10 protein-coding genes and 1 pseudogene are annotated in these 13,011 nt (G+C 45.5%); 1 reads left to right on the plus strand and 10 read right to left on the minus strand.

Annotation, left to right across the window (positions count from 1 at the left end):
* Positions 1-57 precede the first annotated feature (57 nt).
* The 5 genes and pseudogenes from QUA23_RS07150 to QUA23_RS07170 form a co-directional block, all read right to left on the minus strand.
* Positions 58-336, minus strand: a complete 279-nt coding sequence (locus QUA23_RS07150; RefSeq protein ID WP_333073573.1) for a hypothetical protein — start codon at positions 334-336, stop codon at positions 58-60.
* A gap of 47 nt (positions 337-383) precedes the next feature.
* Positions 384-1,838 carry a tetratricopeptide repeat protein gene (locus QUA23_RS07155; RefSeq protein ID WP_333093798.1) on the minus strand — a complete coding sequence of 485 codons (1,455 nt, stop codon included), beginning with the start codon at positions 1,836-1,838 and terminating at the stop codon, positions 384-386.
* A 59-nt stretch (positions 1,839-1,897) separates the two neighbouring features.
* Positions 1,898-2,755, minus strand: coding sequence for a tetratricopeptide repeat protein (locus QUA23_RS07160; protein WP_333073576.1), 858 nt, complete (start codon positions 2,753-2,755; stop codon positions 1,898-1,900).
* A gap of 85 nt (positions 2,756-2,840) precedes the next feature.
* Entirely contained in the window at positions 2,841-3,629 is a 789-nt protein-coding gene (locus QUA23_RS07165) for an SAM-dependent methyltransferase (RefSeq protein WP_333073578.1), read from the minus strand.
* Between the two features lie 236 nt (positions 3,630-3,865).
* Positions 3,866-4,348 (minus strand): annotated as a pseudogene (locus QUA23_RS07170) (AAA-like domain-containing protein); the annotation flags it as partial.
* Between the two features lie 16 nt (positions 4,349-4,364).
* Between QUA23_RS07170 and QUA23_RS07175 the strand changes: the two are divergent.
* Positions 4,365-4,505: a hypothetical protein gene (locus QUA23_RS07175; protein WP_333073580.1), complete on the plus strand. Its 141-nt coding sequence runs from the start codon at positions 4,365-4,367 to the stop codon at positions 4,503-4,505.
* A 251-nt stretch (positions 4,506-4,756) separates the two neighbouring features.
* Here QUA23_RS07175 and QUA23_RS07180 read toward each other — a convergent pair whose 3' ends face one another.
* The 5 genes from QUA23_RS07180 to gshB form a co-directional block, all read right to left on the minus strand.
* Positions 4,757-7,258 (minus strand): glycosyltransferase, encoded by a 2,502-nt coding sequence (locus QUA23_RS07180; RefSeq protein WP_333073583.1) that lies wholly within the window; start codon positions 7,256-7,258, stop codon positions 4,757-4,759.
* Between the two features lie 725 nt (positions 7,259-7,983).
* Positions 7,984-8,565, minus strand: coding sequence for a hypothetical protein (locus QUA23_RS07185; RefSeq protein ID WP_333073585.1), 582 nt, complete (start codon positions 8,563-8,565; stop codon positions 7,984-7,986).
* A gap of 166 nt (positions 8,566-8,731) precedes the next feature.
* Positions 8,732-10,570 carry a CHAT domain-containing protein gene (locus tag QUA23_RS07190; RefSeq protein ID WP_333073586.1) on the minus strand — a complete coding sequence of 613 codons (1,839 nt, stop codon included), beginning with the start codon at positions 10,568-10,570 and terminating at the stop codon, positions 8,732-8,734.
* A gap of 108 nt (positions 10,571-10,678) precedes the next feature.
* A complete protein-coding gene (locus QUA23_RS07195) occupies positions 10,679-11,818 on the minus strand; it encodes a Gfo/Idh/MocA family oxidoreductase (RefSeq protein ID WP_333073587.1) in 1,140 nt (379 codons plus the stop codon).
* A 176-nt stretch (positions 11,819-11,994) separates the two neighbouring features.
* Positions 11,995-12,981 (minus strand): glutathione synthase, encoded by a 987-nt coding sequence (gene gshB, locus QUA23_RS07200; protein WP_333073588.1) that lies wholly within the window; start codon positions 12,979-12,981, stop codon positions 11,995-11,997.
* Positions 12,982-13,011 lie beyond the last annotated feature (30 nt).

The following is a 13,011-nucleotide window of genomic DNA, read 5'->3' on the forward strand; positions in this document are numbered from 1 at the left end:
TCAATCTACTTTCCCAAGTGTAGAAAATTATTAGTGGTTTGACTTCAAATCCACATTCTAGTCAGAGTCAGGTTCGGGGTCGGGCGGTGGAGAAGGAGGAAAAGGGTCTGGATCTGGCAAGGGGTCGGGGCCGGGATCGATAAAAGTAATAGCAAACGGAACTCGTGCCTCTGCAAAGAGTGCGGCAATTTTAGCGTTTTCACCACTCATCATTGCAGTCTGTTCTGCTTCCGTTAAACCCACTTCGTCCATTAACGAACTGGGGTTGTTGAGGAAAGCACTTTGTTTCTTCGTGTCAAGTGCTAAATCTGTTAATAAATCCAATAGGTTACTCATGGGATATTCTCCTAAATCTCTAAGGTAGCGAACAGTGAAAAACTCAACTAATCGTCATTAATTTTTTCAGTTGATTTTCTAGCAATTAAGGGTTTCATTGAATTGGGTTCAGAAAATTTTAACACTATTCCATCATCGTGCAACTTTTTAAATATCTTTGCTCTGTCTTCATGTGAAAACACTGGAGTTTGATAAAGCCTTTCTGTAACGTAGTAAGGATTGATGAGGAATGCAAGCTCTAGATAAGCCGTTTCTGTACCAATATTACTTTTGTTTCCCAGGAGATGGCTTACTTCACAAAGAAAGAAAAGAATATAACTCCACATCTCGGTCACTTCAAAGTTTTTCCATAGCCATAATTGAGGCTCTTTTTCAACACCTGATGTAGGGTTCTTTATCACCTCTTCCAAAATAAGCTTCTTTAATTTATGTCCCTCCTCAGCATGACTATTTATCCATTTCAACTGCTCGATACTAACTGACGGTTTTGGAACATTTATTTGATGTCGCAATAGCTTTTTACATTTTTGGCAAAACTCCACTTCTGTATCTGCAAAAAACTGCTCTAATTTTCTTTGAATAATTTTAATGTCATTGGGTTTTAATGACCCCCTTTCTTCCTTCTTTTGGTTAGCTTCAATTATGGTGAGAATTAGCTTAGCCATCAAGTCACCTGGACTAAGTATCAAAGCTTGTTGGAGAAAAGCGATCGCCCTAACGTAGTGTCTTTTTTTATCCTCTGGGGTTGATTGTTTCTTGGTCAAATAAAAAGACAGGAAAGCGTGTTCGTAAAGATTTACTCTGCCACTTTTTAAGAAGGGAACGGGAGAAGAAGACTGTTGCATAATCTCCATATTCGGAGCTATTACAGCTTCAACTTCTACATCCCAAAATGAATTTTCGTAGTCTTGAGTCAATCTGTAAACTGTCGATCGCATACCCCATGCCCAAGCGTATGTAGGCATGAGTTCAATCGCTCTGTTAAGGCATTCCAAAGCGTCTTCTGCGTGTTGTTCGATCTTTTCTTTTCCGCAAGAATTCTCTGGATTAGGTTGCTGAGATATCGGCTCCTTCAGGAATTGGCTGATACCCTTAGTTATATACAGGCGATGGGTTGCTCCCAAGTGAGCTAAGGCCCACGCATAGTTGCTATTTTCTGGTTGTTTATTATCAAGCGCTTTTTGGAAATGCTCTATAGCTGATTTAATATATTCTGGCCTTTTGTTATTTTCCGTAATTGCTCGAAGACGATAGGTTTCGCCTAGCTGTGCATGAGCCCAGAAATACCTATCGTTTTTGTCAATCGCTTTCTTTAAATAATGTTCTGCTTTCCCATAATCCATCAAATGGTAATAGGTTGCTCCTAAGTGAGCATTAACCCAAGCATTGTCAGGATACATTTGGAGTTGTTCAAAGATCTCGATCGCCTGTTCGTAAGCCCCTGACAAGCGAAGAGTTTCTGCTTGTTGAGCCATCATCATATCGCTGATATCCATCTGCATAAAATTATCCTGAAAAGACACTTGATGTTTAATTACTTGAAATTTGTTTTCTCAAACACTTAACTAGCGAGTAATGCCTGAGTTCTCGGGTCGTCCCGCCAATCCAACCAAGCGGGATCGTGACCGACTAACTCAATGGCTTCATCATTGATCGGAATAGCTTCTCGCAGATATTGCCATGCTTGTTCGCAGTTACCTGTCAAAATTGCTAAACCGCTGAGTCGGTAGAGAATATCTCCCCGATCCCCTGTTTCCCATTGAGCAAGTAATGCTGTCCGCGATCGCTCGATTTCGCTTGCTGCTTTGTCCACTCCCTGCCAACGCGCTTTAGATACTGCGATACAGTACAAAGCTGTCGTGTCATCAGCAATTTGTTGCAACCTCTGTTCGCAACAGGCGATCGCCTCAGAATATTGGCCATCATAGCAAAGGATCAACCCTTTCTCAATTTGCCAATTTTTTCCCGCAAATATGGTTTCGTCAAGGGCGATCGCTCGATCGAAGTCAATCAAGGCTTTCTTGTAGCACTTCATCAACTCATAGAGGCGACTGCGATAAGCGATCGCCCAAACGTAATCCGGCTGACGCTCAATTGCTCGATCCAAGTCAGCCAGAGCCTTTGGGTAATATGCTTCTCCCAGAAAGCGGTAACTTACGCCTCGGTGCGCGATCGCCCAAGTATAATCAGGCTGCAACTCGATTGCTCGGTGAAAATCTGCAAAAGCCTCCTGATAGCGTTTCATCAGATAATAAGTTTCGCCCCGGTGTGCGATCGCCCAAGCATTGTTAGGCTCCAAGTCGAGCGATCGGTTGAAATCATCTAACGCAGCTTCAAAATTTCCCGTCAGCCGATGGTTTTCACCATGATGAGCCAGAGCCTTAGCATCGTCAGGGTTTTGTTCTATATAAAGCGACATTACCACATTTTTTCTCCTCTAACACATACATTTTTTATCTACTGAAAAAAATGTAGTTTTTACTACATTCTCTTGGTAAAGTACCTTAAGTTTCTTTAACAAAAGACATACCCAACCGTGCCATCATTTCACTGTCTACAGGTGCAGACGCTTGAGGCAGAACATAAAGTGTCGAAACTAGAGTAACACGAGTTTCAGCCAGTTTGGACAGAGGAATATGCTGGATAACTGGCTCGCAAACCGGGTAATAAACCGCTGCTTCGTAAACAATTACTTCGTGGTCAGAACCATAGTATGTTTCTAACACTTCAGCTAACACCGTTAGACCGCGCAATTGAATCCCTTCTTGATAAAAACCCAGATTGCCGATCGTCGCAATCTGCCACAAAATTAAAGCACTGGTCGGGTCAAATTTCCGTCGCCGAATCAGAAAATCTGTCGCTTCAAAACTTTGACATCCATTGCGTCCTGGGTCAAGACCCAAGTCAGCAAATAAGCAATCTTCCGCTGAAATTCCTGGTAACATTTGCGCCCTAAAACCTTGACGACGCGCCTGTTTAATCGCTTCATGGGTAGGGTAAGCAAAGACACCGGGATGACCGTAAAAAACAGCACAAACATTCAACCCCTGACGAACTTCAGCCAAAATGCGATCGACCATTTCTCGATAAGTTTCTCTACGCCGCTGATTGTTAGTATTGTAAGGTAAGGCTTCTGCGGTGGGATTGAGTGTCTGTAGCCATTTAGCAGTAACTGGGTCAGCTACGGCGAACAGAACTTTGTCAGCTTGCTCGATCGACGCCTTCGCTGCTAAGGTCAGATGACCAACTAATTGAATTCCCGTCCCGACAACAGTTAAAGATCCCGTTTTCAAATGTAACTTCCTCCAAGCGATCGCAAAATGTGTTTCAGTTATGGTAGTAACGCAAATTGCTAGTTATATAATTAAAGCTGCTAAGAGGTAAGTTGTTATGCTCTTTTAGCTGTTATTGCAGCTCGGATAAAAGCAAAGCAAGCAAAACAACGTAGCATGATACAAATGACAACTTAGTGTTGTTCGGTCTTCCTGAAAAATCTGATCGACTGCTACTTCAAACGATCGCCAAAATCCTACCTAAATAACTCGCAACTTACCGTCGCCAGATTGGCTTGTAAATTTACCAACCCCATACTTTCCAACTTAAATGCCTCCACTACATCCAATTCTACAGGTGTGCAGCTTTTTACCACTCGCAGGAATGATGCCAGGAACTCTGGCTGCTGTTCTAGCTTCCACAGTTGTCGTTGTAGGCGATCGTCATAAATTCCGGCAGAGATGGGAGAGTTTTGCAATACTTGCTCTGGAGTGACATCCCCACGCCCGATACGATCAAGACCTACCCGTACTAAATAGGTATTCCTGTTTACAAAACCCGTCAGTTGCTGGGAATCTTCCGCTGACCAATCCAGTCCTTACCGTTTCGCCCAATCCTACACTTGCTCGCTATTAAAGGGCGGTAATTCCAGATTAAACGGCGATTTATTTGTCCTCAGCGAGATATACAGCTTAGTGGAGTGTACCACGACTAACCGGAGTTTTCGCCCAATTCCCCGATTTTTGGCTTCAGGAGTGCCAAGTTCGCAAAAGTCCGCAAAAGTCGATCGTCAAATTGGGATAGGCAAAACCAGCGATCGCGATCGCCTCAAGCTAACACTAAAAGTTTGGTTGTTGAGAGTAGCAAATACTGGTGGAATTACATCTTGCAGCTAACCGGGCTGCCAAATAGGTACTCCCCATATTCTGCTATTTGATTGCCCAGTTGCCAACCCAAACCGACATTAGCGCAGAACTACCGCAAGAATCTATCCAAATCTTGAAAATTTTCTCTATTTTCTAACTAAAAATGTATAAAAATTTTTGCATCATTACTTAAAAAAGATGAGGTAAGGTGAGCTAAAAATCGATCAGTCTTCATCTGCTGATATCAGCGGTGAAAAATTCCCAACTCGGAGAAGTTCACTCTAAAGTTGCGAAACTGCGATCGGTCTAACTGACCTATTCCTCTCAAAAACAGCCCTCGGTTTCAAAGCAATTCTCAGCAACAGCCACAGCGATCGCCATTCTCCGGGAGTTTCCTGCCGCTGCCACTGGCCGGGGCGACAGTACAGCATTTCGATCAAACAGCGGTGCTGGCTAATATTCAGGCGATCGAACGCAATTCGCACAGTGGGGAATTCCACAAAACTGCACTCTTTTCCATCCCGAAAACTCGACTCCAACTGAGATTTCTCGCCCACCAACTCAATCTTAGCCACAGGAATAAAACAGTTGTCTTCCATAATTTTCAGAGTCGCCGAATCGCAATCAATCAAACCTTTGACCAAACGACGCTCAGTGCTCAACTCAACAACAGATGGTGCTAGCGATCTCCTTGCCTTGACTGTCGCACTGCGAGGGAGCGCTTTTATTTTACCCTGCGATAAGCTTGTCTCAAAGGCATATTTTGGCAAAATCTCTGCTGCTGTCAAACTTTCTTTACTGCCTTTATTTTTCACCGCAAAACTTGGCCACTGCGTCATAGCAACTTCAGCGCCACTTTCCGAAATTACCGTTGTTATACCCCAAAAACTTTGACCGCCAATATTCAATTGTACAACCCTGCGTAAATTGAACCATTCGTAAATGTCCGGCTTAGGAATATCCACCAAAATCAGCAATGCAATCCCCATCATCAGCAGGTTGTACGCGCTCCAAATCCATCCCAAACTCATTTCTTTTGACAAATGTGCACTTTCTGATATTGACTGTACAGTGTCCCAATTTTTAACTAAATTAATATTTAAATTGTGCCACAAACTGAATGCTGTAGCTGCGAACAAGACAATCAAAGGCCATCCCAAATTCCAGTTAAAATGAAAGCGATCGCTCGCCATTCCTTTTGGAGTCACCTGAAACCCTTTCCCAAAGGGATTCAGCATGGAACTCACCACGGTCACTGCTAAAGGAATACACTGAACGAACGAATAAATATCCGAAAGCAAAGCCGATCCCGATCTGCGGTTCAGCCAAGAAAACACAGTAAGTTGCACCAAATAGTAAGGCAGGAAAAAGTACAGCAATTCCCGCGCACTTGCCCGCAAAGGAATTATGTCGAAAAACGAATAACCTAAAGGTATCAACAGATATAAAACCTTGGTTAAACTGGTAAACCAGTGCAGCAATCCTTCCAAATGAGACAGTCTTTGTACGAATGTGAGACCGCGAATTGTTAAAGGATTGGAATCAATAAAAAATGCCTGAAGCGTGCCTCGCGCCCAGCGTAGCCTTTGATTTAGATGAGCCTCTATATTTTCAGCCGCCAAACCAGCACTCAATTTTTCATCTAAATAAACTAAGCGATATCCGGTTGCTGATAGCCGAATTCCGGTAAAATAATCTTCGCAGATTGAATCTGTGACCAAGCCTCCCGCTGCTTCTAAAGCACTCCGCCTCATTACAAAAGATGTACCGCAACAAACTACGCTGTCGGCGCTGTCTTTGATGATTTCAATTTGCCTGTAAAATATTTCTTCTTCCGGCGCGAGTACATTTTCTAAACCTAAATTACGGGAGATGGGGTCGTGGTTGTAAAAGCTTTGCGGTGTTTGAACGAGGGCGATTTCGGGATTTTGAAAAAATCCAACTGTGCGAGTTAAAAAGTTTTTAGTGGGAATAAAATCTGCATCGAAAACTACAATTAGTTCTCCATTAGTTAGGGCTGTGGCATGGTTAATGTTTCCAGCTTTGGCGTGAATATTATCGGGTCTGGTTATATACTCGCATCCCAGTTCTTTTGCCAGCAACTTGATTTCATCCCGCTTGGTATCGTCAAGCAAATATACTTTTTTGTGGGCATAATCTAAAGCTTGGCAGCCGATTACAGTGCGCCGTAAAATAAAAGCCGGTTCGTTGTAAGTTGGGATAAAAATATCTACGGTCGGGGTGAAGTTTCCAGCTTCAACTGCAACTGCCATGCGATCGGCTTCTCGACGCCGGTCTTTCATTCTCAGCATTAAATACAGTTGAATACTGGTGTTGAAAACGAGTAGCATTTCTAGGAAAAACAGCCCCAAACTAAAGATACCGTTGAGGGGATCGGTTAAATTTAGAGTAGCGAGCGATCGCCATAAAACGTAGCGAATGGTTAAAGCCAGAACTATTGCAACTACTACAGCGCGCGACCATTTCTGCGGTTGAGGCGAAATTTTAATTGCAGCTAAAGCAACGGAGACAAGCGCGATAGTCGGCACTAACAAATACATCTTGCTCGTAGCAGGCACTTGCAGCCACACAGGCGGGTTTTGCTGCCAAGTGTTGATTGTGGCAAAAATACCGCTGACTGTACCTTCACGGGCAAACCAGGCTCCGGCGATCGCACCTGCGAAAGCAACCGCCCCCAACACGACTAGCGTTGCCGCCGGCATCCGCGAAATCCGCCAAAAGCGGCGTTTCAAGTCTTGAAGATCAAATCTTGAAGTTGTCATAAAATAATTTTAAAGTCCCGATCGTGCCTGCAACAGTCAGATTTTCCTGCTGTCCACTTTTTAATTCAGTTGAAAATTCCCACACACCCCAATTATTATATTTACATTTTTTAACATTCTGACCATTGTATGATAATTCATCTTGCTTGCTGTTGCCAAACTGCTTAGCGAGTCCAAACTTGGCAAAATATAGCACAAGGAAGAAAGAAAAAGACTTTAGTTACCTAGGAGAGAAGTCAATCGATTTTAGATTGTAGATTTTAGACTTCGGCGTGAGCGCTCAGTCGAACGATGTTAGATTGAAGCATTGACCCCACGGATAAATTCGGGGGCTTGTATCCTGGATGCTTTCGGTCAGAAGCAATCTTCGGCAAGGATTTCAGCAATTAATAACCTCCTAACTTACATCTTGTAGCAATGTCAGCAACAGGTTTTCGGGCCTGTTCCACAATAAAAAATATTTCTTGTGGGCCGTTTCTGCGACGGCGCCCATAAAAAGCTTATTGAAAATCCTGCCACATCTGGGTCCTAACTGTCGGGCGCGCTTGCTAGAGTTCAAAAAAAATTATCTTGTCTACAAATCAAATAAGATTGCTATATCAAACTATAGCAATCCATAGGATTTAACAATTAGACGAATTCGACATCTAACTAAAGGTAGATTAATTTTATATTAATTTAAAAAATTACCGCTATCGCAGCACAAAAACCCAGCCACCACAGAACTAATCAGCAATTTCTAATTGCGAGATTGCATAGCGGGCGACAGCCAAACTAACTCTGGCTTGTTCTATTTCCGACAATTGGGCCCAAGGTCTTTTAGTTGCCATGACCAATTCCCCCCCTTCCGAATCAACATCTCGCATGGCATAAGCCAAAGGACGTGCCAACACCTGCAAATCTTCCTCAGCCCACTGAGGCAAAATATCTAAGACGCACTCTACCATTTGGTCAGCTAAAGATTGATACTTAACAGTTGCGTTTTGCACGCTTTGAGCGATGCTGGCCAGAAAATCTTGAGGAACGCGAGCAAATTTTTCGTGCAAAGACTTTTGCAGAGCAGTCGTCAGCCAAACTTGTTCTAATTGCGAGAATAAAGCTTGCGACTTCAGGGCAATATCGCTGTCGCTGAAGGAATCAAATAGCGCAAATTCCTGCTCTAGGGCAGCCAAATAAGATTCTGATTCAAGCTGTGCAGGATTCCAGGGATAAGCAACATCAGTCTGAACTATTGTGGCGAGAAGTTCCATCTGGGCCTGAGTTTGTGAGTCGCGAAAATATTCAGAATCAGGAGATTGGGTAGCCATGATGTAATACCTCAGGGGGAAAAGGAAAATATAGAAGGGGGACTGTGCCAAGAGCTAGTTGGGAGCTATCAGTGGTAAGTAACTCTTTTAAATTCAGATTGGAGACTCAACGCCCAGAACTTTGCTGTGCCACTCGCCGCTTGCCTTCATTAGCTACACGCGCACCTTAATTCGTTCCGCAATCAGTCTCACTGTACCCCGAAGTTTTAGGAACCTCAATAGTGAACTCAAAAATCTGACCTTGAGAACTGCCAAATTTTAGCTGAGTCCCGCTGCGTAGCAGCAATTCTTGGTGGTGAACTCTCTGCCATCCCTCAGATCCCAAAACTAGAGTCCCGTAACGAGAAAAATCGCGCAGGAAGTAGCTAGGTTCTTCCCGGCTATCTCCGATCGTGTTTCGGCAGAAAATCTCGGCGTGTTTTTGAGAAACCCACTGTTCTCGAATCACTACGTCGTTTTCTTCCCAGCGTCCCACTCGAACCATACCTGCGCGAATCGGCCAAACCTGATTGGTCGATTCGGTGGATTTGGCATTTGGTCGATCGCGCCCCCGCAAATAAGCACAAGACGGCAACCGTCCCAGCCAAGTAGAAGAATTTAAAGGCAACTCAGTTTTGAGGTCATCTACCGGCTCAGTTAGCTGACCGTCAAACTCAGGGTGCATATACAGCACAGGCAGCGTCCAAGCCGGTTGATTGAACTTGTAAAGCGTCAGTAACTGCTGTCTGGCGACGGCGACAGCCCGATCGATCGACATCCGTCCGGCCAAAGCTTGGGCAAAAGTTTGGATAAAACTCAGGGCCTCGCGATCGGCGATCGAGTCCCGCATCCCCAACACCGCCGGCACCCCGTGATGGATCAGTACCTCAGCCAAACTGCTGCGGGCGATCGCCTGTTGCTGACCGTTAGTTGAGTGCACCATCTCCACGGCCGGCTGAGCTCCCCAGCAGGCATTAAACACCGCCAGAGTCACGCGGCACCGAACTAATACCTGAGCCAGTTCAGTACCGTTAATCGCCGTTTCCGGCCCCAAAAACAGCAAACCGCCGTCGGGGCCCGGTATCCCGTGACCTGCGTAAAACAGAATGTTGTAAGCTTGCGTTTCCAGCCGAGAAATGAGTTCCGCCGGAGTAGGTTCGATCAGAGTATCGACGCGAGTCGGAACGCTGATGTCAAAATATTTGCCACTGTGGTCGGTTTGAAAAGCACTTTCCAGAACGCCAGCTAGGGCGAGTGCTTCTTCTCCCAACTGCAAATGACCGTTATTGCTGTTGGAAAATTGAGAATTAGCACCGCCGCCTGGTTCTGCTTGTCCCAAAACTAGCAAAATATTGAGCGACTCCGCAGGCTGCAGGGGTGGCAAAGGTTCAACATTGCTGGTAGTGCGGCTAAAAAGCAGTTGCTGCGACAGAGAAATTGCCGGTTGACCGGCTTGAGGCTGCATAATTTCCCAAGGTAAAGCAATTAAATACGGTTCGCGCAAATCTATGCGTACTCGCAGGGGTAGATTTTGCCCGATCGCGATACCTTTACTTTCCTGGAGACTACCCTGAATCGGGCCTTCAAACAGCCACTGCCAAAGATTAATCCCCAAATGCTGCATCAGGCGGCTGCTGTAGCTTGCCGGTGGCCGAGGCGGATGCTGATCCCCCTTGTCGCCCCACCCCCGTTGACCGAGGTGGAGCGGCACAGAGGGCGTCGCTGCAGCGAGGTCTAGCGACTGAGGACTTCGTTGTTCAGTTTCTGCCAGTATATTCTGGTTGTTTTCCGGCGAGACGAAACTGCCATCAGGATTTAGGGGCAATTCGTGAATTGTCCCGGAGGGCGAAAACATTTCCTGCCAAGCTTTCCAAGATTGGGAGAGGGTATCGGGCCACATACAGTCGTGGTGAACGTACCCGCTGGGATAGGGAGCTTGTAGAACCCAAGTGGCAAAATGGTTTGCCCCAGCGGTTCTCAGGCGAGCGATCGCTATACTGAGGCAAGGACTTTCAGGGCGCGCCATTCACAACTATCGACTCTGGATATAGGGTTGGATTGAGTTTATCTATTCGTAGTTTATCGGGTTTGGGGTGCGATCGACTGCGTGAGATTGCTTTGGCAGTTTTTACTTTTACTTAGTGTCCAAAAATTTATCTATGCTCGGTAAATCTACCCAAGTTCCCGTAGCATTCGACTCCTGGGTCAAATCCATCAACAACTGCGAGTAAACCCCTTCTCTGAGGGACGGTATCAAAGATTTACCCGCATCTATTGCTTCTACCCACCTATCTATTACTCGAATAAACGGTGCAATTCTCCCGTCTGGATATACTTGAGGAAACTCCAATCTTTGAGGAATTTTGATTTCAGCTAAAGGTTCTCCACCTTGGGAACCCCACAAGCGAAATCCGTGGACGTAATCTTGCTGGTTGTCGCTTCCTAACACCAACGTACCCTTACTCCCGTATATTTCCACCCAGTGTCCCCGCCCTTGATAAGTAACAGAACTCAAACAAACTTGACAAGGAGTTCCCCCGGCTAATTCCAACATCAACGTGCACGAATCATCGGCATCAACTAATTTTAAACTTCCCCAATCATTCGGATCTGGCCGCCGCGAAATTCCTGTAATCAAATGCCCAGAAAGCCTCTGCGGCGGGCCGAACAGCCAGCTAATATAATCAAAAACGTGAGAACCTGTCGCGCCCAAAACTCCGCCGCCTCGCTCTTTTTGCGCGTACCAATTCCAGGGGCGACTCGCATCAGCGCGGCTCGACACCAGCCAATCTATCTTAATTAAACGCTTTTCTCCCACATATTCTGCTGCCAATAATTCTGCTAGCATTTGCCATGCGGGGATGAACCGAAACTCAAAGTCCATTGTGGCAATTGCTCTCGAACCACCCTTGTTAAAATCGGTTTGAGATTCGTTGTTTGCCAATCGGTAAAGTTCCCTGGCTTCATTTGCTGTAAGGGCTGTGGGTTTTTCTAATAATAAATGCTTGCCTGCTTCCAATACGGTTTTTGCCATTTCATAATGCAAAAATGGCGGTGTGGAAATGCTGACGCCTGCTACTTCTGGGATGGCTACTATATCAGCGATCGAGTCGCAAACGTAGGGGATATTGTGGGTAGAGGCGATCGCCTTTGCTTTGTCTAAATTCCGGTGATAAACAGCCACAACCTCTGTCCGGTGATGGGCCTGGAATCCGGGAAGGTGTACTTTTTGACCGAAACCTGTACCGACTACTGCAACGCCAATTTTTGACATAATTTAATAATTGGGAATTGGGGATTTGGAACTGGGAATTGGGAATTGGGAATTGGGAATTGGGGATTGGGATTTGGGAACAACTAACAAATAACTAACGACTGTAAATCTGCCTGACGGTCGATAATTAATCCGTGTATCCGTGTCCTAATCTGTGTCGTGCTTGGCTTCTTCCCTCATCCTTCTTCCTTCTTCCTTCTTCCTTCTTCCTTCTCCACCCATTCAATTACTTGTTTGCCCAAACTAACGCCGTCAAACAAGTCAATTTCTCTGATCCCTGTAGGGCTGGTGACATTAACTTCTGTGAGATAGCCGCCAATAATATCAATGCCGACAAAGTACAGTCCGTCCCGTTGCAGCACTGGTTCTAACTGAGTACAAATTTGCAGTTCGCGATCGGTAATTTCTGTTTTTGCGACTCGACCGCCGACGGCCATGTTGCCGCGAAATTCATTGCCGGTGGGAATGCGGTTGATAGCACCGATGGGCTTGCCGTTCAACAATATAATCCGTTTATCTCCCTCTTTTGCTTCCGGCAGATAGGTCTGAACCATCACTGGAATTTGCCCTTGTTGAGTGCTAATTTCCACCAGGGAGTTAAGATTGCGGTCGCCCGCCTCCAAGAACAAAATCCCCTCGCCAGCTTTGCCACCCAAGGGTTTAAGAACTGCTGCTCCTTTTTTCTCAACAAATTGCCGAATTACCTGCTTGTTTTGAGAAACAATTGTCTCTGGGATCGCTCCCTCAAATTGCAAAGCATACATCTTTTCATTCGCCGCCCGCAATCCTTTGGGACTGTTAACTACCAAAGTTTTAGCCGGATCGATGCCATCTAAAAGGTAAGTAGCGTAGAGGTAAGGAATGTTGACTGGGGGGTCTGTCCGCATAAATACTGCGTCCATTGCTTCTAGAGGCTGCAAAGTAGGCTGTTCTACCTGGTACCAAGCCTCAGCAGCCTCCCAGCGTCCATCTACCACTTTTACTGGGGTGAGGGCTACCCGACTCAGCATTGCCCAGGTTTTGCCGCCGATGACGCTTAGTTCGTTGGCTTGAGTCGCCCAGACTTCGTGACCCAACTCTTGAGCGGCTTCCATCAGCGCTACGCTGGTATCGTGTCCTGGAATTAGTCGCGCGAGGGGATCGATGATGAATGCAAATTTCATTGTCAATTAAAATTAAGAATTGGTCGCAGG

Source organism: Microcoleus sp. Pol1C5 (assembly GCF_036701115.1).
In the GTDB taxonomy this organism is placed as follows: Bacteria; Cyanobacteriota; Cyanobacteriia; order Cyanobacteriales; family Microcoleaceae; genus Microcoleus.

Excerpts from the sequence above, each read along its gene's own strand:
- QUA23_RS07150 (WP_333073573.1), bottom strand. The coding sequence starts at position 336 with ATGAGTAACCTATTGGATTTATTAACAGATTTAGCACTTGACACGAAG.
- QUA23_RS07155 (WP_333093798.1), bottom strand. The coding sequence starts at position 1,838 with ATGCAGATGGATATCAGCGATATGATGATGGCTCAACAAGCAGAAACT.
- QUA23_RS07160 (WP_333073576.1), bottom strand. The coding sequence starts at position 2,755 with ATGTCGCTTTATATAGAACAAAACCCTGACGATGCTAAGGCTCTGGCT.
- QUA23_RS07180 (WP_333073583.1), bottom strand. The coding sequence starts at position 7,258 with ATGACAACTTCAAGATTTGATCTTCAAGACTTGAAACGCCGCTTTTGG.
- QUA23_RS07185 (WP_333073585.1), bottom strand. The coding sequence starts at position 8,565 with ATGGCTACCCAATCTCCTGATTCTGAATATTTTCGCGACTCACAAACT.
- QUA23_RS07190 (WP_333073586.1), bottom strand. The coding sequence starts at position 10,570 with ATGGCGCGCCCTGAAAGTCCTTGCCTCAGTATAGCGATCGCTCGCCTG.
- QUA23_RS07195 (WP_333073587.1), bottom strand. The coding sequence starts at position 11,818 with ATGTCAAAAATTGGCGTTGCAGTAGTCGGTACAGGTTTCGGTCAAAAA.
- gshB (WP_333073588.1), bottom strand. The coding sequence starts at position 12,981 with ATGAAATTTGCATTCATCATCGATCCCCTCGCGCGACTAATTCCAGGA.